18 protein-coding genes are annotated in these 24,316 nt (G+C 59.7%); 6 read left to right on the forward strand and 12 right to left on the reverse strand.

Going from position 1 to position 24,316, the window contains the following annotated elements; genetic code table 11:
- Genes KF757_05895 through KF757_05915 form a run of 5 tightly spaced genes read left to right on the forward strand, consistent with a single transcriptional unit; the run spans window position 1 to window position 4,765 of the window.
- Window positions 1-822, forward strand: a complete 822-nt coding sequence (locus KF757_05895; GenBank protein MBX3322504.1) for a PilN domain-containing protein — start codon at window positions 1-3, stop codon at window positions 820-822.
- Window positions 819-1,370, forward strand: coding sequence for a type 4a pilus biogenesis protein PilO (gene pilO, locus KF757_05900; GenBank protein MBX3322505.1), 552 nt, complete (start codon window positions 819-821; stop codon window positions 1,368-1,370). The genes KF757_05895 and pilO overlap by 4 nt, the downstream gene beginning before the upstream one ends.
- Window positions 1,363-2,073 carry a hypothetical protein gene (locus tag KF757_05905; GenBank protein MBX3322506.1) on the forward strand — a complete coding sequence of 237 codons (711 nt, stop codon included), beginning with the start codon at window positions 1,363-1,365 and terminating at the stop codon, window positions 2,071-2,073. The genes pilO and KF757_05905 overlap by 8 nt, the downstream gene beginning before the upstream one ends.
- A 31-nt stretch (window positions 2,074-2,104) precedes the next feature.
- Window positions 2,105-4,120 (forward strand): Flp pilus assembly complex ATPase component TadA, encoded by a 2,016-nt coding sequence (tadA, locus tag KF757_05910; protein MBX3322507.1) that lies wholly within the window; start codon window positions 2,105-2,107, stop codon window positions 4,118-4,120.
- Between the two features lie 15 nt (window positions 4,121-4,135).
- A complete protein-coding gene (locus KF757_05915) occupies window positions 4,136-4,765 on the forward strand; it encodes a NeuD/PglB/VioB family sugar acetyltransferase (protein ID MBX3322508.1) in 630 nt (209 codons plus the stop codon).
- A 4-nt stretch (window positions 4,766-4,769) separates the two neighbouring features.
- On the opposite strand, the gene KF757_05920 is transcribed toward KF757_05915, so the two are convergent.
- From KF757_05920 to dnaN, 6 genes are all read right to left on the reverse strand, one after another.
- Window positions 4,770-5,177, reverse strand: a complete 408-nt coding sequence (locus KF757_05920; GenBank protein ID MBX3322509.1) for a PEGA domain-containing protein — start codon at window positions 5,175-5,177, stop codon at window positions 4,770-4,772.
- Window positions 5,174-6,046 (reverse strand): UDP-3-O-acyl-N-acetylglucosamine deacetylase, encoded by an 873-nt coding sequence (locus KF757_05925; GenBank protein MBX3322510.1) that lies wholly within the window; start codon window positions 6,044-6,046, stop codon window positions 5,174-5,176. Before KF757_05925 ends, KF757_05920 begins: the two co-directional genes overlap by 4 nt.
- Window positions 6,043-7,104, reverse strand: a complete 1,062-nt coding sequence (gene lpxD, locus KF757_05930) for a UDP-3-O-(3-hydroxymyristoyl)glucosamine N-acyltransferase (protein ID MBX3322511.1) — start codon at window positions 7,102-7,104, stop codon at window positions 6,043-6,045. Before lpxD ends, KF757_05925 begins: the two co-directional genes overlap by 4 nt.
- Before the next feature lie 9 nt (window positions 7,105-7,113).
- A complete protein-coding gene (locus KF757_05935) occupies window positions 7,114-7,761 on the reverse strand; it encodes an OmpH family outer membrane protein (GenBank protein MBX3322512.1) in 648 nt (215 codons plus the stop codon).
- A 103-nt stretch (window positions 7,762-7,864) separates the two neighbouring features.
- Entirely contained in the window at window positions 7,865-10,279 is a 2,415-nt protein-coding gene (bamA, locus tag KF757_05940) for an outer membrane protein assembly factor BamA (protein MBX3322513.1), read from the reverse strand.
- Between the two features lie 161 nt (window positions 10,280-10,440).
- Window positions 10,441-11,619 (reverse strand): DNA polymerase III subunit beta, encoded by a 1,179-nt coding sequence (dnaN, locus tag KF757_05945; GenBank protein ID MBX3322514.1) that lies wholly within the window; start codon window positions 11,617-11,619, stop codon window positions 10,441-10,443.
- Window positions 11,620-11,886: 267 nt separating this feature from the next.
- On the opposite strand from dnaN, the gene KF757_05950 reads away from it, so the two are divergent.
- Window positions 11,887-13,857 (forward strand): transketolase, encoded by a 1,971-nt coding sequence (locus KF757_05950; GenBank protein ID MBX3322515.1) that lies wholly within the window; start codon window positions 11,887-11,889, stop codon window positions 13,855-13,857.
- A 164-nt stretch (window positions 13,858-14,021) separates the two neighbouring features.
- On the opposite strand, the gene KF757_05955 is transcribed toward KF757_05950, so the two are convergent.
- From KF757_05955 to KF757_05980, 6 genes are all read right to left on the reverse strand, one after another.
- A complete protein-coding gene (locus KF757_05955; protein MBX3322516.1) occupies window positions 14,022-15,374 on the reverse strand; it encodes a PQQ-dependent sugar dehydrogenase in 1,353 nt (450 codons plus the stop codon).
- A gap of 153 nt (window positions 15,375-15,527) precedes the next feature.
- A complete protein-coding gene (locus tag KF757_05960) occupies window positions 15,528-16,865 on the reverse strand; it encodes a hypothetical protein (protein ID MBX3322517.1) in 1,338 nt (445 codons plus the stop codon).
- 152 nt (window positions 16,866-17,017) lie between these two features.
- Window positions 17,018-18,391: a hypothetical protein gene (locus KF757_05965; protein MBX3322518.1), complete on the reverse strand. Its 1,374-nt coding sequence runs from the start codon at window positions 18,389-18,391 to the stop codon at window positions 17,018-17,020.
- A 211-nt stretch (window positions 18,392-18,602) separates the two neighbouring features.
- Window positions 18,603-19,709, reverse strand: a complete 1,107-nt coding sequence (locus KF757_05970) for a hypothetical protein (GenBank protein MBX3322519.1) — start codon at window positions 19,707-19,709, stop codon at window positions 18,603-18,605.
- Between the two features lie 127 nt (window positions 19,710-19,836).
- Window positions 19,837-22,749 (reverse strand): hypothetical protein, encoded by a 2,913-nt coding sequence (locus tag KF757_05975; protein MBX3322520.1) that lies wholly within the window; start codon window positions 22,747-22,749, stop codon window positions 19,837-19,839.
- Window positions 22,750-22,918: 169 nt separating this feature from the next.
- Window positions 22,919-24,223 (reverse strand): hypothetical protein, encoded by a 1,305-nt coding sequence (locus tag KF757_05980; GenBank protein MBX3322521.1) that lies wholly within the window; start codon window positions 24,221-24,223, stop codon window positions 22,919-22,921.
- Between the last annotated feature and the right edge of the window lie 93 nt (window positions 24,224-24,316).

A 24,316-nucleotide genomic window follows, 5' to 3' on the forward strand; every position in this document is an offset into this window, starting at 1 on the left:
ATGAACCGGGCATTCATGAGCGGAAACTCCTCCACCTTTCTTCCAGAGGACTACGTCCGTCGCAAGGACGAAGCAAAATGGAACATCATCTCGCTGTTGCTCTTTGGCGTGGTCATGGTCGCGGTTGTGTCCGCATTCGTCCTGACCAACCGGCGCTGGCAGAATGTTCGCACCGAGCAGGAAGTCATCCGGCTTCAGTTCCAGGACGAAGCGGTCAAGATTGCTTCGCTCGAAGAACTCGAGAAGCAACGCGCCGAAATCATGGATAAGGCCACCATCGTCGCAGCACTACGCGACAACATTCCACGATCGGTCCTGATGGCCGAACTCTGGCGCGCCAAACCATCGAAAGCAACACTAGTCGAAGTCAAGCTCAGCGGCGAACGCATCCGTGCAACCCCTGCTGAGGGAGCAGACAAAGCCCGATCGCCCGTCGCGTCGATCCGTGGTGGAGCCAAGTCCGAAACCGATAAGAAAGTCGATCCCCTGAAGGTGCCGCCACCAACGTTTGTCCATCGTATCGAGATCGAAGGTGTCGCCGAGGGCAACGACCATATTGCTGATTATCTGGCCCGCCTCAAGGCATCTCCGCTGCTGCGCGAGGTGGAGCTCCAGTTCATCAGCGAGACCACAATCGAAACCGTCGTGATGCGCCGGTTCAAGATCACGGCCCGTCTCAACCCCGACGCCAAGGCCTCGGATGTTGATGCTGCCGAGGAAACCACGCTCTTTGACGCGGACTCCACGGCACTCGATTCATCCCCCTCGAGGCCCAACTCGTTTCTGCAGGGGCTCATGCGAGCGATGGAGGACAAGCAGTGAAACTGGGAACACGCGAAATCATCACGTTCCTCATTGTGCTCATGATTCCGGTCGTGAGTTACCTTCTCGTGTTCCGACCTCAGAACCGGGACATCGAAGCCTCGCTGACCGAGATCTCGCACAAGCGCGACATCCTGCGCCGCTTGCAGGATGAAACGTCTCGCAATGCCGACCTGCTCGAAGCCAATCGGCGCATCGCCGAACGCATCAAGAAAGACGAAGCACGCCTGCCTTCATCGCAGGGTGTCGACGAGATTGTGCGGCAGGTCTCGGGCCTGGCGATCGAATCGGGTCTGGCCCCACCGACACTGAAGAGCCTCAAGCCTCTCGAAGCATCGGTGTATTGGGAACTGCCACTCGAAATGACAACGTCGGGCACGTTTCGAGGCTTCTACGAGTTTCTGCGGCGGCTCGAACGCCTGCCTCGCATCACACGCGTCGTGCAGATGGAAATCAAGCGCGGCCGAACAGAGTTGAAAGAGCCGGAAATCACCGTGAAGTTCACGATGAGCATCTATTTCCAGCAAGGAGAGGGTAACGATGGCTGAAGATCGCATTGATGAATCCTTCCTCGGCGAGAACGATGTCGCCCAGAGTCGTGAAGGCAGCCGCCTCTTCGTCGATCTCGGGTCGGGTGCCGGCGCTGTGCCTGTGCGGGCCGACCTTGGCCGAGGTGCAATGCTTCGCTCGTCGCACGCGATCGTCGTCGCATTCATGGTTGTTCTGTCGGCGGGGGGCATCATGCTGATGCGCCAGTTCGGGGTCGGCGTCAAGACCGCTTCGGCCGACTTCAATGTCACACTCGACCGCATCGATCGGCCCAAAATCGAGGCCGTCCGATTTGAAACTCTCATGACTACGCTCGAAAGCGGCGACCGTCCGCTGCAGGTCGATCCCAGCAAGATTCTTCAGCCAAGCCCGTTTGAACTCAAGGTCGAGACCGCGACGCTCGTTGACAACACCCCGCGCGAGACGCCAGAAGAACGCGCCGCTCGCGAAGCCGCCGAAGCCAAAGCCCGCGCCGTACGCGATCGCGAGCAGGCCATCGAACGCGCACTGGGAACGCTTCGACTTCAGAGCATCGTCGGAGGGCGCATCCCGGCCGCTCGAGTCAACACGCAGATCGTGCGGGCGGGCGATGTCGTGGCCGACTTCTTTGCTGTCAAAGAAATTCGCGACCGATCGGTCATTCTCGAATGCGATGGCAAGATCTACGAACTCGGGCTGACCGGCATTCAAATCAAGCCGTAATCGCACGATCGACTCATGCAGGAGCGCAGCATTGGCGGGCAAGATCAACATCGATGACATCCTCAATCAACTCGGTGCCGATGCCGAGCCTGAGAACGGCGCTCAACGCAAACCCCCGATGCGCCAGCGCCCAGAGCGCAAGCACGCCATCGATGAGGCGTCCGCATCGTTCAGCCCGCTGCCGTCGATGCCCTCGGCACAGCGCCGATTTACGGAACGCACAGTCGACGAATCGGATGCGGCCGACGCCGGCGAGAGCGCCGCAGGCTTTCCATTGCCTCCATCCTTTGATGAAGAGATGGTGTTCGAACCAGGCGTCGAAGAACCGGTCGTGGGCGAAGGAGTTGGCGAACTGCTCATTCGCCGAGGGAACATCACACCTGAAGAGCTGACCGCCGCCGAGCAGATTCTCAAGCAGTCGCCCGGACGCAAGTTGCACGAACTGCTGATCGAACGCGGCGTTGACGAGGTCTGCGTGCAACGGGCAGTCGCAGACCTTGCTGGCGTTCCTTTCGAGCGCGTCGATCTCGACAAGGGTCTTGAAGGCGGATTCGATGGCAAACTCCTTCAAAGGCTCACCGCAGAGTTCTGCAAGGAGCACGGCATCCTGCCGCTGCGCGTCGAGGGCTCACGCACCGTCGTCGGTGCGACCAGTCCTGACGATGTCTTTCTCCTCGACGAAATTCGATCGAGGCTTGGCGCCTCGAACCTCAAACTCGTGCTCATCACATCCTACGATCTTCGAGCGGCACTCGATATCGTCGGCGGAGGAAGCGAAGAACAGGTCGATCTTTCCGAGATTCTTTCCGACGTTGAGGAAGGCGACGTCGAAGTCAATGCATCGGAGCAGGCTGCCGATGCAATGGACCTCGAGGCCAAAGCCGGCGAAAGCCCGGTCATCCGCTACGTCAACTACATCATTCAGACCGCCGTCAAAGAAGGTGCCAGCGACATTCACATCGAACCCGGCGAGAAGAAACTCAAGGTGCGTTATCGCATCGACGGCATTCTCTTCGAGATGATGAACCCCCCGGCGTCGATGTCGGCCGCGATCACGAGTCGCCTCAAGATCATGGCGAATCTCGATATCTCCGAACGCCGCATCCCCCAGGACGGACGCATCCGGTGCACCGTGCAGGGACGCAAACTCGACCTGCGCATGTCGACACTCCCCTCGACGTATGGCGAAAAAACCGTCATGCGTATTCTCGATACACGTTCGATCAACGTGCAACTCGAAGAACTCGGCTTCAGCGATTCGGCGCTGCGCATCTGGAAAAACGCAATCAAGGAGCCCCACGGCATCGTCCTCGTGACCGGTCCGACGGGTTCAGGTAAGACAACCACGCTCTATTCCTCCCTGCGCCAGCTCGACAAAACCAAGCTCAACATCTCGACCGTCGAAGACCCGGTCGAGTATCACCTCGATGGCGTCACGCAGACCCAGATGCACGAGAAGATCGGCATGACCTTTGCCCGGGCGCTCAAGGCCCTGTTGCGACAGGACCCCGATGTCATCATGCTCGGCGAAATTCGAGACCACGAAACCGCACACATAGCCATCCAGGCAGCCCTCACTGGTCACCTCGTCCTCAGCACCCTGCACACGAACGATGCGCCAAGCAGTATCACGCGACTGGTCAACATCGGCATGGAGCCTTTCCTCGTCGGGGCCGCGCTCAACGCCGTACTCGCCCAGCGACTCGTGCGCCGACTGTGTCTGAACTGCAAGGCCGAACAGACCCCATCAGAAGAAATGGCCGAATACCTCGAACTCCAGGGCTTGAGCGTCGATCACATGTGGATGCCCGCCGGATGCGAAAAGTGCCGCAACACCGGCTACTCCGGCCGGGTCGGCCTCTATGAGCTCCTCACCGTCGATGACTCCTTACGCGACGTCGTCGCACGCAACCCCAATGTCACCGAGTTCCGCAGGCTGTGTATCGAGCGCGGCATGGTGTCTCTGAGACAGGACGGCATGGAAAAGGCCATCGCCGGACGGACCACCGTCGCCGAAGTCCTGCGTGTGACGGAGTCCACTCAATAGCGATACACTCGCTGCGTGAGCGAACATGGAATCATTCTCGTCGGAGGCGGCGGGCACGCCCTGGTCGTTGCCGAGGCTCTTGCACAAGGCGGAGCCAGCGTCATCGGCTTTTGCGACGATCGGGCCGACGCGGTCCTGGCATCAGGCTCGGGCGCGCTGCGACACCTCGGCCTAGTTCATGCCGTGCTGAGCCTCCAGCCCGCAAACTCTCCACTCTTGCTCGCACTCGGAAACGTGATGGTGAGGCGGACGCTCCTGGCTCGCTATCCCTTGCTTGCCCGCACAACAGCAACCGCCATCCACCCAACCGCATCCATCGCAGTGACATCGAACATCGCCCCCGGGGTATTCATCGGCCCCTGCGCCGTTGTTCAGGCCCGAGCCGCCATCGCCCCTCACGCCATCATCAACACCTCTGCTGTCATCGAACATGAGTGCCACATCGGCACCAATACTCACATCGCCCCAACAGTTGTGCTTGGTGGACGGGTGCACGTCGGTGACGATGCTTTCGTCGGTCTCGGGGCACGCGTGTTGCCCGGCATTTCCATCGGGGATCGCGCGATCGTCGGGGCCGGTGCCGTCGTTACACGCGATGTCGCTCCCGATTCATGCGTTGTCGGCGTGCCAGCACGGGCCCGCTGACCTTTCACTTCCCCTCTTCTGTCTGCGCTCGCAACGCTCGCGCTCGATCGATGACGCCTCGTTCAAACTCCGCCGCATCCACCACACTCTCAGGAAATGGTTCCAGCTCGAAGTGCCACTCAATCACCGTGCTGAAACGATGCGGAATGACGGTCGCGACCAGATCCGGCCCGGGATACTCATGAAACGGCGCGCGAGTGCGGCGGCTCGTGTGCAACGATTGATATCCCGGCAACTCCAGCCGCACGTCATATCGTCCATAGTACGTGAATGCTGTCTCCGCAGGCGTACGACCGATCTCTGTGTCATTGAGCCAAACGATCGCCCCCGGCGGATCGGACGTCACCACAATGCGCCGCTGGATGCAGCCTGTGAGCACGATCGGAATGAGCAGGAGTGCAATCCCCTTCATGACATCGCTCCGTCGAGTAGCGCCGCAAGCGCACGAGCCGCCTCATGATTCAACGCGTGCCCTGAACCATACGCCCTGACAGTCATCAGCGGGAAGGGTCGGCCGATAAGCGCAAGATCGCCGATGAGGTCGAGCAGTTTGTGCCGCGCAGGCTCGTTGTCGAATCGCAACGCATTGTCGATCGGACCCGACTCCCCGATCACCAGCATGTCTCGTGGCGTCAACCGGCCAAAGAGTCCCAGACTGCGCATCAACTCGGCTTCATGTTTCAGGCAGTACGTCCGGGCTGGCGCGACGTCCCTTCGAAAATTGTCCGCCGAACCATCCCACCGTGCCGATTGCGCCGGAATCAAGCTCCCCGGGCCATAATCAAGGTGATACTCGAACAAGACCTTCTCCGCAGGCTCGATTTCGATCCGCACGCCGTCTGGTTTTCCAATCCTCAGCGCGTCTCGAAGCGTGAAACCTCGCACATCAGTCTCCAGTTCCATCAGCCCCGCACGATCGAACGCTTCGAGAAAGAGCAAGCCTGATCCATCGCCGATCGGCAGCTCCGCGCAATCAAGCCGAACCACCAGATCAGTCACACCCAGTGCAGCTGCAACCGCCAGCAGATGTTCGACGGTGAACACGACTGCGCCTTCACCAAGTCTCAGGTTCGTACTCCGCGCGGGCATCGCAGCAAATGCCGGGTGCACAGCGTCGAGGCTCAGACATTGAATCTCCGCTCGTGCCGCATGCCCACCATATTCAAACCGCACCCCATCTCCAGCTTCAGCAGGCTCCATCGAAACGGTCGAGTCGCACCCGCGAAACAGTGAAATACCGCTCACGCGCGCCGGGCTGGCAATGGTGCGTCGCCGTGTCATGGTTCCTGCACGCGATCGACATCGATCACCTTACCCAGTCGGCGAACCTCGCGTGCCAACTCTGGAAGTCTGCGAAGTGCAGCAAGGCTCTCGAGTGATTGGCGCGCCGGACCCGCCGGGCTTCCGATCCATGTTTCGCCCTCGGGCACATTGTTGAGCACCAGAGACCCGCCGCCGATCGACGCGCGGCTCCCAATCGTCACGTTATCAGGGATACCCACCTTGCCCCCGATCTGCACGCCATCACCGATCTTCACCGAACCAGCAATACCAGTGTGGCCACAGATCACACAATGCCTGCCAACTGTTGTGTTGTGGGCTATCTGCACAAGATTATCGATCTTGGTGCCCTCGCCAATTGTGGTCGAGCCAAACTTGGCGCGATCCACGCAACTCGATGCCCCGATTTCCACACGAGGCCCGAGCACAACGTTACCGATGTGCGGTATCTTCGCCAGCCCGACTCCCCCCGCTGCCGGTCGATACCCAAACCCATCCGCTCCGATGACAACATTGCCATGCAGAATGCACTCATCGCCAATCACGCACCAGTTGTAGATCACGACCCCAGGATGCAGCACGCAACGCGCACCGATGCGTACACCTTCGCCAACGCTCACGTTTGCGACCAGCCTCGCCGCGTCGCCCACTTTCGCTCGAGCTCCCACCACGCACATCGGCCCGATCGAAGCCGTCGGCGCAATCTCTGCGCTCGCATCGACCACCGCCGACGCATGCACCCCGACGACAACGTGCTCTGTCAGGGCTGTAAAATGTTCAAGCAGTTTGACAAGCGCGAGGTCCGCGTCAGACACAATCAGGAGCGCCCTGGTCGCCGGATCATGCCCAGGCACGTTGATCCCGCGTGTCACAAGTGCTGCTGAGCCGCTGCACCGGCTCCACTTCGACGCATACTCCGCCGACCTGATAAAGCAGATATCGCCAGGCCCAGCCGATTCGATCGTCCCCGGTCGCTCGATCACAAGATCGTCACGCCCGACGAGTTCCGCATCGATGAGTTGAGCCACCTGCCCGGTTGTCAGGCATGAAACGGTCATGGCATCGACTCAGGGACGCCGACCCGACTGAAACTCGTTGTTCATCAGCCGAACGACTGCCGCCGAAATGTCCACCGACTCGTGCGTATACAGCACCGACCTCGACAGCACAGCGCGATTCATGTCGTCCTGCCCAGCCTCCTCAGGAATCTGAAATCCCTCGTCGTTGAGCAGCACCACGTCGTACCCATCACGCTCCGCCACGCGCTTAACCGCGTCATTGATCTTGAAGTAGAGTTCACGCAACACCGCGCCGCGCTCAAAACTCAACACCTGATTGAGCAACTTGAACCGAGCTTCAAGACTCACCTGAAGTTCGCGCAGCTCGATCAGTTTCTCCCGATACTCCGCCGTTCCGGCCTTGAGCACCTTCAAGTCCTCTTCCACGACCTTGATCCGCCCGCTCAACGCATCAAGCTGCGCTTGTCTGGCCTTTCCCGAATCATCCAGTGAACCCTGCCGCACCAGTCGTTCCTCAAGCCCTTCGAGAATGATCGGAAGATTCACGACCGCCACAGCTGTCGGCGTCGCCGGAGGCCGAACATACCGCTCGCTGGCGGTCGCACGCCACGCCACCGCCCCGACCACCACCGACACCATCACCATCAGCGCTGCAACTCGAGAAATGCGAATCTGAACCGCGATCGGCGCACTCATGCTTCGTCTCCTTGGTCTGAACTCCGTCTGACAATTCTCCGCCCATGCGGCTCGCTCACTGACACCCACTACCCCGCTTGCACACAAAAGAGTAGCCGCTTCGCTACTGAAATGGAATATCGATCGAAAACGTGAAGAGTCTCGTGTCGTCCGTGTCCTGCTTCATAAGCGGAACACCAAAGTCGAAAGCCAACGGCGCCGGGCTCAACTGTGGCACATAAAACCGAAACCCGAACCCCGCCGTCACCCGATAGTCTTCAAAACCCGGATCGAACGTCACGGTTCCCGAATCAATAAACGCCACGATGCTGAACAATTCCTCAAAGATCGGCTGCTGGATCTGCACCCCGGCAAAGAACATGTATGTGCCACCGATCGGATCGTCGCTCGGCTCGCCATTGTCGTTGCGCACCCCGCGCGGGCTGACCGTGCGATACTGCAACCCACGGAAACCCTGCCCGCCGAGATAGAACCGCTCATACGTCGGAGTTTCACTTCGCCCTTGCGGGATGTACCCCACCTTTGTCGTCATACTGAGCACCGTGCGACGACTCATGTAATCCTCGAAGATCGGAACATACAACGTGTGTTCCGCTTCGAACCGCGTGAACTCGAAATCTCCGCCCATAGCCCCGACCTGCTCGATCGAGATCGACGTTCCCGAACCTCGCGTCGGACGAAAACGATCATCCAGCGACGTACGACTCAGTGAGATGCCGATGCCCGTCAGGAAATTCTGATCCGCAACGTCGAAGATATCCGTTGGACGATCCGGAATGACATCGCTCAGGTCAATCGACTCGGCGCGAAAGTTCAGCGATCCTGACCATCGCGTCCCAAATCTGCGTCCTATGCCAAAACGCGCGCCGTAACGCTGCTCATCGAACTCGTCGTAATCGCGCGATCGATAGAACACCTGCGTCGAAAGCGTGTAATCAGTCTGCATCAGATAGGGCTCGATGAAACTGATCGCATAGGTCTCCACACGATTGCCAGGCAGGGCCTCGAATCTCATCGTCTGCCCCGCACCGCGAAACGCCCGGCCGCTGAAAAACTCGCCCGGTGTGTCCGGCCAATCCATCAAGTCAAAGTTGCGCTGTGTCAGCGAAATGCGCCCCGTGACGCCCATGTCGCTCGACACCGCACCCCCGATCGAAAAATCCCCCGTGCTCGTCTCCGTCACTTCGATCAGCACATCGCGCAGATCCGGTTCCGTCGGGTCCGGAGGCTGAGGCGTGATCTTGATCGAGCGAGGCGCGAAGAGCCGCCGCTGCGTCAACTGGTGCCTCGTCGCGTCAATTGCACTCGAGTCAAGAGGCCGACCCGGAAGCAACTCTGTGCCATGCAAAATGACCTCTTTGCGTGTCAGCGTGTTCCCGCTCGTTGTGACCAGACCGGTGCGAAACGCGGTGCCCTGCGTCACGATCAACTTGAGATCCACCAGCGGATTGTCCGGATCGCGCAGCTCATACCGCTCGATCTTGGCGTTGATGTAGCCAAGCTTGCCGTAGGCAGAGACCACATCACGAGCGCCTACTTCGATGTCGCGCGCCCCGAACACATCGCCACGCTTGACCTTGAACAACCCCTCGATCTGCGGCAGGTCGAAAATCGCAGCCTCGGGCTCGACATCGCGATACTCCACAATCACATCGCGCAGTGTGTACAGCAGCCCTTCCTCGACAATGAACGTCACAATCGCTTCGCGACCGTTCGGTGCCGGTTGCAGCCTGTAGCCGATGCGTACGTCGAGGTATCCCTGGTTGCGGTAAAACTGAATCAGACGCCCGACATCCGTGTCCAGTTCCGTATCGTCGACCTGCCCCTTCTTGAAGAGGTTGGCAGTCCTGGTCTTGATCTCGCGGAATAACTCCCGATCCTCGAACGACTGGTTGTTCTGAAACCGGATGTCGGTGATCTTGACCCGCTCGCCTTCGCGAATGTCGAACACAATCGTGCCGCTCTCGGTCAGTTCGCGCTCGTCGACAGTGACGCGGGCAAAGTAATACCCCTTCTCGCGATACAGATTCTCAATCTTGCGGGCGGTGCGATCGACCTGAAACCGATCAACCGGCGCGCCCACGATCAGGTCGATCACGCGCCCGATTGTCTGGTCCGTCAGCTTCAGATTCCCCGCGACCTGAATCGCCAAGATCACGGGCTGTTCCGAGAGCGTGAAGATCAGACGCACGCTGCCATCGTCGAACAACTGCACCCCCGTGCGCACATTTCCGAACACATTGAGACGGTTCAGTCGGCTGACGTCGTCACGCACCGTCTGCAACCGGAACGCCGACCCGCTCACCGAACGGATGTTGTTCCGGGCGATCTGCTCAAGTCGTCCATCGAGTTCATCGCCTTCGACCATCGACTGAAGGACGATCTCGCGAATCACGCGCCCTTCGTAAGGCTCAAGATCCGCAATCACCGTCTGCGCCCAAGCCTCTGCCGAACCAATCGACACCGCAAGCCCCGCAATCGCGCAGAACATCAGACCCGACGCACACACTCGTTGCACCGCATCCTTCACAGAACCGAAACCATAACCGACCGGCCAGCACGCGACAACTTGACCGCAGCCTCTCTCGCCATGACGATCCCCCGAAATAGGTGTGACCCGCCGCGCCCGCAACGCCACTGCGCCGTCCACCTTCGGCCTTAAGTTGGATCGCGTTGGATTCACCCGAGCGTAACCGGCATGACGACATACACAAACTCGGACCCAGACCTGAACAGACCCGGCTTGTTCGGCCCCTTCAGTTCAAGAATGACCTCCGGCTGCTCGATCACCTTCAACGCATCAACCAAAAACCCAGGATTGAACCCGATCTCGATGTCGGTCCCCTCGAAACTCGATACATCGACGGTCACACAAGCCTCCCCCACTTCAGGTGCTCGGCTTGAAAGTTCAACCTGACGATCGGCGTGCTTGAACGTCATCCGAACGCCTCGGGATTCCTCGTTCGTGAGCAATGCTGCACGCTTCACCGCCGAGGACAGCACGTCGCGGTCCAGCCCGATTTTGATGTCCAGATCCTTGGGAATGACATCCTCATACGGCGGGAAAGTCCCCTCAACCAGTTGCGTCGCCAAGACCGCCCGGCTCTGGTCGTCGAGTGGACCGAACGCGAACACAGCCTGGTTATCTGTAATCGCGACGTTGATCGGTTCTTCCGGATCTTCGGCGAGTTTGGAGAGCATCGACAAGGCTTTGGTTGGAATGATGCAACTCACGGGCCCATCAGAAGCAGCGTCGTCGACAAGGGTGCCGCGTGCCAGCGCGAGGCGTCGGCCGTCGGTCGCCACAAGTTCGAGCTTCTTGCCCGCCCGCTTGAAGAGCACACCATTGATCGCATATCTCGAATTTTCGCGGGCTGTCGCGAAAGTGGTTCGATTGATGAGGCTCACGAGCGAACCTGCTCGCTGGGCAAAGATCGTTTTGGCGGGTCGCTGTCCACCTGCGCCCTGAGCGATGGCCTGAAAATCGGGGATCGGGGGCGCTTCTGCGGGGTCGTACCCATGCAACTGAAAGTGAGCGTCTGTGCCGCGGATGTGGCAGAGTTCGCCCTTGGTCTCAATGGTGAGTGTCGGGTCGTTTTCTTCCGCCCGAATGATCGATAGCAACTTGTCGGCCATGACAAGCGCCGCCCCGGGTTTCTGGACATCGACGCGCCCGAGGCGGATGACCAGCGACATTTCGGCATCGGTAGCCGCGAGAATCAGCTCACCGGCTCCGCCTTCGGACTCGGCAACGAGTTTGACGCATTGCAACTGAGGCCGGCTCGTGCGTGAGGCCGCGACGCCCGAAATGAGCAGCATGGCGTCAAGGAGCGCGGGGCGATCACAGATAACCTTCATATGGTGGATCCTCGTACGTTGAGTAGGACAGAGTGTACACCGACCTCACCGCCCGTGCGTCGGAACAAGGGGGTCAAGATCGCACTTGGGGCCGCTGATCAGGGCCGTTCATTGATCAATTGTGACGCAAGGGGTGGCAGATTGGGCTATGCTGTAGATCACCTGCACCCGCTTGCGGAGGGTGGGGTGTTCTCACGAAACAACCACGCAGTCGGGGGCCAAGAGCGGCACACAAACCCCCATGCGTGAAGGAAAGGATGGACCGGCATGTCATTTGAAGCGGCAGTTCACGCGCAAGCCATTGAAATCAATCGACTTTCGCTGGAAATGTGTGCCAGCAGCGGCAGCGGACATCCCACTTCGTCGATGAGCATCGGCCACCTCGTCACCGTCCTGATGTTCCACGCCATGCGCTGGAGCCCGGATCATCCGGACTACCCAACCAGCGACCGGCTGGTGCTGAGCGAAGGCCATGCCGTTCCGGCGGTGTACGCCGCCGCTGCGATTCTGGGCATGCAGGTCGGGCGCGACCCCGGCAGTCGTCGGAAACTCTCGGTCGCTGACCTGAGCGGCCTGCGATCTTGGGACAGCGTGCTCGATGGGCATCCAAACCCGATGGAAGGGTTCCCGTTCTTCGACGCAGCGACGGGTTCGCTCGGCCAAGGCCTGAGCGTGGCAGCCGGGGTCGGGCTTGGGGCTCGACTCGATGAGAGCGACCGGCGCGTGTACTGCATCATCGGCGACGGCGAATCCCGCGAGGGACAGGTGGCTGAAGCCCTTGATTTCATCATCGACCACAAGCTCAACAACGTCCTGCCAATCTTCAACTGTAACGAATACGGCCAGGCAGGGCGGGTCTCGGCGCAACAATCGCATGAACGACTCGAAGGAAAACTGCGGGCCTGCGGGTTTGACGTCATCACGATTGACGGCCACAACCCGAAGCACATCCGCGATGCACTGGCCAAGTTCGCCACGGCTGCGCAATCCGACTCGGCCCCACCCATGGCCATAGTCGCCAAAACGGTCAAGGGTTGGGGCTCCCCGAGTGTTCAGGGCAACGGATGGCACGGGAAGCCGCCGACCGGCGACAGCCTGCGCAAGGCTTTGGCCGAACTCGATGAACGCCGCGTCGAGCTGACGAGTTCGCTCGCCCGGTCGGACGAGTTCACGATTCAGCCTCCCCAGGAAGCGCCCGTCAAATCGACAGCCGGTGTCGATGTCCCGTCATTGACCAAAATGATGCGCTCAATGGACATGGATTCGATGATCAACGCGGGACGCATGGCCACGCGCCGGGCCTATGGCGTGGCGCTTCGCGCCCTCGGCCAGACCAACCCGGATGTGGTGGTGCTCGATGCCGATGTCAGCAACTCGACCTACGCCGAGACTTTCGCCCGCGATGCTGCCATGGCCGATCGGTTTATCGAGTGCAAGATCGCGGAACAGAACATGATGTCGGTTGGCGCGGGCCTCTCGGCAGCGGGCAAGATCCCGTTCTGTTCGACCTTTGCCAAGTTCGTCACGCGGGGGTATGACCAGATCGAGATGGCTATGAACAGCGGGGCCAACCTCAAGATCGTCGGGTCGCACAGCGGAATCACGCTCGCATCCGATGGCCCGAGCCAGATGGCGCTGCCCGACGTGGCGTGGTTCAGGGCGCTGGCAACCGTGCAGGATCACCGGGGAAATCCGGGTTGTTACGTGCTCCAGCCTTCGGACGCTTACAGCGCGTACGCCTTGACCGCCGTCATGGCCGACTATGAAGGCATGTGCTACATGCGCACGCTGCGGGCCGAAACCGAGTTCCTCTACAGCGACGACCACGTCTTCAACCTTGGCGGATTCGAGGTGCTCAGTGAAGGGCGCGATGTCGCGCTGCTCGCTTGCGGATACATGGTGCACGAGGCAAACCGCGCGGTCGAGCTGCTCGACAAGGCCGGCATCAGCGCCACGCTTGTGGACATGTACTCCATTCCGTTCGACGACGAAAAACTGCTCGATGTGATCTCGTCGAACAACGGCTACGCGATCTCGATCGAGGACAACTACGGCGCCTCCCTTGGATCCGCAGTGGCCGACGCACTGACCACATCGGGCGACGGGTTCAGCCTTGATCAGATGTTCGTCCGGCGGATCCCCAAGAGCGCCCGCACGCCGGCGGAGATGCTCCAGATGTGCTCGCTGACAGCTGAAGACATGGTCAAGAAGGTCATGAAACTGCTTCAGGTCGCATGAGTCGCTGGCAAGGGTCAACGATTCGCAAGGAACAAAGAACAAAGGCTCCGGGACATCTTCGCCCCGGAGCCTTTTTTTCGCCATGAAAAAAGCCCCAACTTTTGAAGCCGGGGCTTGGAAGACTCAGTCTGTTGTCGCGTGGCGTTCTGGTGCCGCGTGTGCGATTAACTCGCTGGGCAGGCTGTGGAGAAAACGGTCAGGAAGAACTGCACATCAAAGAAGTTCCACTCTCCGTCGCCGTTGAGGTCGGCGCGGGCAGTCTGTCCGCTGAACTCGGCCAGGAAGCCCGAGACGTCGAAGAAGTCGATATTGCCATCGCCATTCCAGTCGGCCACGGTCGCGCCAGCCGGAACGATCTTGAAGATTTCTCCACCGTTCTGATCGCAGATGTAGATCTCGCCGTTGGCATCTTCGCCAAAGGACGTGATGCTGGTGATGCTCAGGCCTCCGCCCGGCGCCAGTTCAGCGGTGCGGACCGCGAACTGGGTCCGTACGCCATTGACCATGCGGAACGACCAGATGATATTCGAGCAGTAATCTGCGAAGAAATACGTGCCATGGTTCTCAGGCATGCGGCAGCCGCGATAGACACGCCCGCCCGTGACTGAACACCCGGACCCGCGCCCATACACATGCACCGGGAAGACCATCGTCGCAGCAGGCTGACACCCGGTGGTGTTGAACGCGTTATTTCCCTCGTAGCAGCGCCAGCCGTAGTTCTCGCCACCGACCGAGGTGCCGGGCTGATAGTTGATTTCTTCCCACGCATTCTGACCGACGTCGGCGAGATAGAGGTCGCCGTTGGCCCGGTCGAAGGCATTGCGCCACGGGTTGCGGACGCCGTACGCCCAGATGTCGTCATCGCCGGTGATACCGACGAACGGGTTGCTTGCAGGGATGCCATACTGCCCGCCCGGAGCGTTGTTGCCATCGACATCGATGCGCAGGATCTTGCCCAGAGGCTGATTGGTGATGGTCTGAGCACGGTTGCCAGGATCGTTGGCCGAGCCGCCGTCGCCCATGGCGATGTAGAGATATCCGTCATTGGGGCCGAACTCCATCCACCCGCCGTTGTGGTTGGAGAACGGCTGATTGATGACCCGCAGAATGCGGGCCGAAAGAAGATTGGCAATGTTGGGATCGGCCGAAACGAGATACTCGGCGATGGTGGTGTGCCCGGAGTTGTTGGTGTAGTTGACGTAGAACTTGCCGTTGTTCGCATAGTCGGGGTGGAATGCCATGCCGAGCAAGCCCTGCTCGGATGACGTCGTTGTGCCCCCGCCGACAATGGGATCGATGTTCATGAATGGCGTGGCGAGCAGAGCGCCGTTCTCGATGATGCGGACGATGCCTTGCTTCTCAATGACAAAGATGCGGGTGGTGTCGCCCGGAGCATGAAACACTCCGATGGGGCGGACGAGCCCGTCGGCAACCAGAACGGTCGTCAGAGGCGTGATGTCCGCCAAGGCTGGTGCTCCGACGATAGACAAAGACAGGGCGAGCGCTGCGATTCGCATGGTGTTTCCCCTCCCAAGGAAATATGGTGTGCTTTCTCTTTGTTCGGCTGACGCCGACCCTCATCGAACAATAGCCAACTCATTCGCAGTTTCACAGCCGGAGGATCCGACTTCGTGCTTCCAAAGCGCCCAACTGACGCGCATTACCGGACTTCAATCGCATCCATCGCTGAACGACTGAAGGAAAATCTGGACATCGAAGAAATTCCACTCCCCGTCTTCATTGAGGTCGGCGGTGAGGTTTTGCATCGAGAAATCCGACAGGAAAGCCTGTACATCGAAGAAGTTCACATCGCCGTCGCCGTTATAGTCAGCCGCGCACTCGACGACGGGGGTCGCCACAAAAACCCCGATCGTTCCATTATTGAAGAACGCCGCGAAGGCAATCTGCCCGGCGTCGTTGATGGCGATATTGCCATTCATGACCTGCTTGCCCGTGCCGCCGCCAAAGTCGAACCCGAAAGTCAGCGTTCCGATGTCGGTTTCGATCGGTTGGCCGTACTCGACGAGTTTGACGAGCCCGAGGCCGTCGCCCGCGTAGAGCGCGGTGCTCTGCGCATCGCTTGGTCGAAAGGCAACGAGCCCTTGCGAGTTGACAACCGGGGGAAAGTTCGCGAGTGAGCCATTGATGATGCCCATGTCGCCACCCTGCGCCACGGGGGTCAGGGTTCCGCCCTGATCCCAGCGCACGACTTCCCAGATCGAGTCGGCTGATCGCCTGCCTGTGAACGCTACGGTGCCGTTTTGTGCCAGAGCGGTGCTGTTGACGAACGAGTTGTATGTCGCTGCGGTGCTGGCGATGAGCGTTGGTGGGGAGCCGGGGTTCCATCGCATGACGGCTTGGCCGCCCGAAGCCGGAAGCACCTTGCCGACCATCTGCCTGGCGTCGTTGATCTGAGGCGAAAAGAGGAACGTGTACTGGCCGTCGAACGTGTTGGCGATCTGCGTTGCGTTGCGAACGCCGCCGATGAACTCCTCGATGAGATTCTTCTGGCCCGAGCCGAAACTGCCCCGGTACCCGATCGCGCCGTCACCCGCAATGGAAATCGCAGAGACGCCACTGATGCCTTCGGGACCGCCGAGCGGATAGGAATGGAGCAGCGTGCCGTTGGTGCTGCGCACTTCCGCACCGAGAGTTGGGTGCAGGAGGTACGACAGAGCGAGGCGGCCGTTGCGATTGCCAAGCCCGGAGGTGTACACCGGTTCGGAACTATTCACCTCGTGGACAAGCCCCCCGATCCCGTCCGAGCCGAAGAAAATGCCTTCGGTCGCAACACCAGAAGCAAGGAAAACCCGAATGGCCACCGAGCCGTCGTCGTCCAAAGCGACCGACTGGCTCGAGAGCGAACTGTTCGGTGGCAGGTTGAACGGGGGGATGTTCGGATTGAGACTCGATCGGCACTGGAGTTCAAATGTCCACTGTGTCGCGGGCTGTGCGCACGCCGAAATCGTCGCAATTGAAGTCGAGATCACCCCGAGACATATCTTCATCCAAAGACCCCTCATGTGTTGAGCATCCACCATACCAGAGCATGGGCTTTGAACCAAGAACCAATCTTCGAATACGAACAAAAGCGAGGATAAAAAAGCCCCGCTTCCGAAGAAGCGGGGCGTGAGGAATATCTACCTGATTCGATGCTCGATTACGGGCAGCCGTCGCTGAACGCCTGCAGGAAGATCGCTGCGTCGAAGAAGTCGATGTTGCCATCGCCGTTCAGATCGGCGGCGGGGTTGTTGGCCGAGAAGTCGCCGAGGAACAACTGGGCGTCGAAGAAGTCGACGTTGCCATCACCGTTCCAGTCGGCAAGGCACGGCACCTTGACATCGCCCGGAACAAGCGTGGGGATGGAGATCGATGTGCCACCAGGACCCGGCTTGAAGAGGTTGAGGGTCATGTTGCCAGCGACCGGTGCGCCGTCAGACACGAACTGGAAGGTGTACAACGTGCCCCAGCGGAGTGCGTTGCCGTTGGGGTTGTTGGTCCACGGGACCGGGTTGCCCCAGGAGACCGACGAACCGCTGTTGGTGTACGCCCACGGCGTGTTGTCGTAAGGCTCGCCGGAGTGATAATGCGGTGCGCGGAAGTAGTTATCGCTGGCGGAAGCACCATTGCCCAGCGGGATGACCACCGATGCGCCTGAGCGATCGGAGTCGAGGTTCTGGATGGCATAGGTGTAGGTCCAGGTGCCGTCGCCGTTGTCTTTGACCTTGCGACCGACGTGATAACGACCATCGCTGGGAGCGAAATGAGTGGTGATGTCCACGTCGGGATCGGGAACGCCGATGCCCAGGCCGTTGTCCTTCCACGCCCAGATGGCGGCCTTCTGGCGCTGGGTTGTGCCCTGAGCGGTGAGTGTGAAGTCTGCATTGACGCGGAAGCGGCGATACGAAGCGTTGTTGCCGCCGTTGCCCGCCTGAGCATCATCGGGGGTCACATAGTGGCCTTCAAAGAAGTACAGCGCGCCTGGGTAGTTTGCGGCAGTGAGGTCCACTTCGGGCACCTGACAGCGCTTGAAGATCGCGTTGCCGGTCGAGCCCTGTGGGTTGGCCCATGGATAGTTGAAGACACCGGTATAGGCATTGACCTGGAAGCGTGGCCCGAGGCCGCCCTGGCTGCCGTTGAGCGAAGCGCCGTAGGGGTCAGAGCAGTTCACGCCGAGGAGGCTGCCGGTGCCGGGATTCTGGCACGAGCCGCAAAGGTTCTGTGTCAGAGCGGTGAACCCGTGCTTGAGCCACGAAATGCCGATGTTGTCGATGCGGCCGTTCCAGACGCGATACATGTTCTGGCCAATGACCGGGTGATTCGGGTTGTTGGCCTGCCACAACAGCGGGGTCGTGCCGATGTTGCAGGACGTCGTCCCTACGGCGTACGACCTCATGCCTCCGACCGCCCCGTAGTGCACAGCACTCGGCAGGTCGCCGACGATCACGTCCGGGTTAGCCACCGAGGTCCCTGCGAGTGCAGCGAGAGCAACCAATCCGGCCGACACGCGGCCACCGTTGAGCGTTTTCTTCATTTTGACATTCTCCCTTGCAGCGATGCCTGTTCCAAAGCATCGCCTATCCATAAAAGGCCCAATCGCCAGCCTCTCCGCGAGACGGACGCAAGGATCAGTGTAACGGCTTTTCCTGGGCAGTCCAACTCAAAAATCGACAACTTCTTGTTGAATTCGTACCTGCAAGTGCAGAAAGATCTTTGAGTTATCGGTCGTCAACGCCCGATAAGATTCAGCACCCTCCCGAAAACAGGGATAAGTACTGGAGGACGTCGAAGAAGTCGAAACTTCCATCGCCCGTCAAATCTGCTGCAGGCGCGCCGACTGCATAGGCGCCGAGAAACCCCTGGACGTCAAAAAAGTCGAGCACCCCGTCCCCATTCCAGTCGGCCGGACAGACGCATTGGTCTGGCAGCCCATCGCCGTTCTGGTCGGTCACGGTGTCGCCGCCGGCGCGAGCCAGGGCCATGATGAGTTCAAGATCGAGTGCGTTGATAGTCCCATCCTGATTGGCGTCGGTCGGTTGATTGGCCCACGCGCACGCATCGTCGAGATTGACAACGCCATCGCCCGTGAGATCAAGATACGCTGGCGGCATGGCGGGCACCCAATGGCTCACACCCAGAGACGCGCTTGATTGCGCCGTGAACACGAACCCGCCCGCAGGAACAAACGATCCGGTGCTGGTCGTGCGCAACTCGTATCGGCCCGGAGCAAGCAGCCTCTGGGTCGAGGCCATCGTTGCGCTGGTTGTCCCGCTCCATGTTTCGTGAATCAACGCGCCCTGATTGGTCAGTGGATCGACCGGTCCGACGAGTTCTGTGTCAAGGTAGGTCTGCGCCTGCTGGAGTGCCTGGTTGGCTGTTGAGTTCCAGACGATGTCGGCGGTTACCCATTCATGCAAAACAACGCTCCCAGTCACTTGCGTGCTCATCTGGCCGATCGCGAAGCCCACCTGTCCGATCTGGCTGGAAAGATTTGCCCTGATGCGGCACAGGATCACTACGGATATCGAGTTGCTGTTGATGATGCGCGATTGAGCATTGATATCGCGCCCGAGTGTGGTGTGCGGGCATCCGCCGTTGAACTCGGTCAACATCTGACTGATCGACAATGCCTGTGAGCCGTTCCAATTGCCTGGCCACGGCACAGAGCAGATCGGAACGCCAAGGTCGGTGTCGATCGTCTGAGCGGTCTGATTGGTCTCGATGACGTAGCTGACGGCTGGGTCACTGAAGACTTGTGCGACGCTTGGCGAGATGACACCCACGAGGATGGTCGCGGCCGAAATACAATGCGGCACACAAAGATTGAAACCTGAATGCGACCGACTTCTCATGATGAACCTCCGGCCGAGCACAAGACGCCTGGAACCAGATGCATCCGTGCGGGAAGATTGTGACTCGACCAAGCCATCGCGTCAAGTCGAGCCGTTTGAGCTCTCAAGCCACGAACGAACTGGAGCGTCAGAAGCAACCAAGTGCGTAGTCGTTCAGGAAAGCCTGGACGTCGAAGAAGTCGATGAGGCCATCGCCGTTGTAATCGCCATAAAGAGCCTGACTGGTGTACGCGTTGAGGAAGTACTGCACATCGAAGAAATCGAGCACGCCGTCTGCGTTGACGTCGGCCTCGCATGTCCACACCGCTTCAACCTTGGTCGCTGTGATCTGAAGCCTGAAAATCCCGAGACCGACCTGTGGGACAAGAACCGTGTGGGGCTGGCCAACGATGTTTTGGCCGGAAATGAGTGTGAAGCGAGTATTGAAAGGCGGGACATAGCCATCAAGCAACTCGATCTTGAGTGTGCCATCCAACGACAGGCCCTGGTTGCTCGTCGTGAGTCGATCATAATCGTTGATCGCTGCGCCTGCGATGTCGAACTTGAGCTGTGTAGTGTCGGCCAGCATCGGCAAAGTACCGATGTGAATGAGGCTCGTGCGATCTGAATCAGATCCTGGATCGAGCGTGCCCAGAATCGTCAACGAGCCATCCAACGCGCCTCTCCCTGCAATGGTCTGATGTTGACCGATTGTGACCGATCCATCACCTGTGGTTCCCATCTGTGCGTCGCCAAGATCGGCTGTAGTGGCATTGAGCAGGATGATTCCGCTGCCACCGATCGTTACTGTCTCGGAAGTGTTCAGTCGCGCATTGGTTGAGGATCCTGCCGGGTTGATAACAAGCGTGCCGTTGTTGGTCATGCCTCCCGCGCCGATGTTGAGCGTGGCTCCATGGCGAACACCGTTGACTCCTTCAAGAGTCGTCGCGTCGACACGACTCGCGCTGCCCGATCCTTCGACACCACCAAGCCACATGCCGCCGGTCATCATGCCCGACAAGGTGACTGTACCGCCGTTGGTGCCTTGCATGACTCCGCCTGCACTGGCGTCGATCTGGCCCGAGACAGCAACCTCGCGTCCGTTGCGGTCGGCGCTGATCATGCCATCAAGCACGATTGGGCCGGCAACTGAGCCTGAGCCCGAGATCGTCTGTGTGCTGCCGATGGTCAGTTCGGCGTCGGTAGCGCCCGCGATCTGAGCATCGCCCAGATCGGCGGTGATGCTGTTGAGCTCGATATTTCCGTCGCCGACGATGGCCGCTGGGGCAATCGAGCGCATGTGAGCATTGGTCGACGAACCCACGGTATTGACGACGATCGTGCCATTGTTGGAAAGCCCGCCGCCCGCGAGACTGAGTGTGGCACCCGGGCGCACGCCGTTGACGCCCGACGCCGAGACGCCGTCATAGATCGCCTGTGAAAAATCGGCTTCGACATTCCCGGCGATGTGCCCCCCGCTCAGCGTGCCTCGGAGCGACACAGCCCCACCATTCGACCCCCAGAGCATGCCATCGATGCCTGCGTTGATCGAGCCCGAAACCACGATGTCGCGTGCTGTGCGGTCGGCGTTGATGGCACCATCGAGCACCATGGGCCCATACACAGCACCTGAACCTGAGATTGTCTGCCCGCTGCCGATGGTCAGCGTGGCACCAGCAGCCCCTGCGATCTGTGCGTCGTTGAAGTCAGCGGTGATGCTGTTGAGTTCGAGTTTGCCGATGCCGGAGATGCTGCTGGGTGTTGTTGAACGGAGCAGGGCGTTGGTGGTCGAGCCGGTGGTGTTGATGATCCATGTGCCGTTGTTGACAAGCCCGGCATTGATGACGCTGAGGGTTGCGCCGGGGCGAAGGCCATTGATGCCGGTGGAGGTGACACCATCGAGACTTCCGGTGGAGAGTTGTGCCTCGACGCCGCCCGCGAGATGGCCGCCGGCGAGGCTGCCCTGAAATGCGATTGTCCCGTCGTTGGTGCCTTGCATGGTGCCGGACGAAGAAGCTGTGATCGAGCCAGAGACTGCAATATCGCGATTCTTGCGATCGGCATTGATGGTGCCGAGCAGATGAACCGGGCCGGAGACACTGCCCGAACCGTTGACGGTCTGATCTTGACCGATCGTGAGCGTTGCATCCACCGAACCACTGAGTTGTGCGTCGTTGATATCTGCAGTAATGCTGTTGAGTTCGATGGTGCCCGAGCCGTAGATGGTCGCAGGTTCGGTGGAACGCACAAGGGCGTTGGTCGTCGATGCGGAGGTATTGACGACCCACCTGCCCTCATTGACAAGCCCGCCTCCAAGGATGCTGAGTGTGGCGCCCGGGCGGACCCCATTGTCGCCGGTGGAAGTCGATCCATTGATGGTTGCTGCCGCTCCTTGTGCCTCGACACTGCTGATGGCACCGCCGACAATGGTGCCTGAGAGCATGGCCTTGCCGCCGCCGGAGCCGAAGATGATGCCCCCCGCACTGGCGTCGATGTCCCCTGCAAGCTGAATGTCGCGTCCATTGCGGTCGGGATTGATGGTGCCCTCAAGCATGATGGGGCCAGTCAGCAAGCCGGAACCAGCGACAACCTGACCGGGGCCGATGGTGAGCACGCCTGAACCGGTGCCGCTGAGTCGTGCATCGCCAAGATCGGCGGTGATCGAGTTGAGTTCGATATGCCCGGTGCCCGTGATGCTGGTGGGATCGATAGCTCGAAAAAGTGCATCGACACTGGAACCTGTCGGGTTGATGATGATCAATCCGTTGTTGATGAACCCCCCGCTACCCAGGCTGAAAATTCGACTGGCTTCGATTTCGAGAGTATTGCCCATGTGGAGCGTGACCCCGAGAATGCTGGCCGAGAGATTGAACCCAACGGTGTATGCCACGCCCAGATCACCAAGCAGCGCCGTCTCGACGAGCGAGTTGGGAACATCCATGGGCGACCAGTTCGACGCTGTATTCCAGCTGCCACCGGCCGCATTCACCCATTCGGTCTGCGACACCGCGGCACCAGCACACATCACAAGCGCAGCCACAGCAGGCACTCGGCTCAACATGTTTGCTCCCTCCGTCTAAGAGTCTCTGCACCAGCACCGCACTCCTCCGAGCGGAGTCTGGCGAGACTTGAAACACACAGCGTACCCGCGTTTAAGTGCTACAGAATGCCCAAAGTCAGAAAAATCGCGATCTTTCGTCCGATATCACTCCCTGCCTATCCCGGGCCTTTTACGGGCAGCCATCGCTGAAGAGGCCAAGGAAGATCTGCACGTCAAAGAAGTTGATCAACTCGTCGCCGTTGAAATCCGCAGCCGGGTCATTGGCCGAGAACGCCGCCAGAAATTCCTGAACGTCGAAGAAGTTGACATCGCCATCACCATTGAAGTCGGCCAAGCACGGCGCAGTCGACGGGATCAGCGATACAACGTCCACCACATCGAGCACTCCATCGAGGAACGGTTCGATCCTGACATTTCCGGCTGTCGGTGGGCTGGTCGATATGAAACGGAAGTTGTACAGCGTTCCCCACCGCAGTGCATTGGTGTTCGCCTCGTCAATAGAGTCCACGACAGCATTCCACCGGACATGGCCCTCATTGATATCGCTCGCCCAGTCTGTCGTGCTGTAAGGCTCACCAGAGTGATACTCAACATCGTGAAACCCGATCACGCTGACGACTCCGTCGCCCATCGGCACGAAGAAACCTTTCGCGGCACGATGGGCGTTGACGTTTTCGACCGCGTACTCGTAGGTCCACGTCCCGTCGTTGTTGTCCGTGACAAGCGCCCCGACCCAGAAACGTCCGTCATCGGGCAGATCAACGTGATTCAGAGTGACCTGTGGATGAGCCTCTGCCCACGCAAAGATTGCCGGCTGCATGCGCCGCGTCTGGCCGGAGAAAGTCAACCCAAAGTTTGGCGCCACCGTCACGGGTCTCCATGAGAGGCTGTTGGTGCCGGTAGGCGATTCATCCTTCGAGACGATCTGGGCACTTGCATAGTAACTGGCACCCGGAGTCGTCAGGTCGGCCTCGTGCACTTGAAGACGCTTGAAGATGATGTTCCCAACTGATCCCATTTCCTGTTGAGGAAACTCGAACACTCCGGTGAATGGGTTGATGCGGGATCGCGCTCCCAGTCCCTGCTGCTGCCCCATGATCGACGCACTGCTGACCTCCGAGCATCCCGCCCCGAGCTGCGCCCCCGGCGTACCGGGAGTACATGTCTGGCACAGCGCCTGCTGCAGCGCAAAGAAACCGTGATGCGCCCAACTCATGCCGATTTGCTCAAATCGACCCTCGTGAAGTCGATACAGGTTCATCGTGATGATCGGGTGATTGGACGAACTGGCGTGCCACGCTGCGGGCTCGTTGCCCACGTTGCATGTTGCGACTCCGAACGAATAGGCGTGAATGTTGCCATCATTGCCCCACCGAGTCGGGCCGAAGAGATCCCCCACGATCAGATCAGGGCCAGCACCGCTTGCCAGCGAGGCACAAGCCGCAGCCAGAAGAGTCGCAATCGTCGCGTTCATGGCACAGCACTCCTTTGTCACTCTCCGAATGGAGAAATGTGCCTGAGCGTACCACAAGTCAGCGCGAGCCGCAATACGAAATCAAGGGGATTC

The sequence above is a fragment of the Phycisphaeraceae bacterium genome, assembly GCA_019636795.1.
GTDB lineage: Bacteria > Planctomycetota > Phycisphaerae > Phycisphaerales > UBA1924 > JAHBWW01.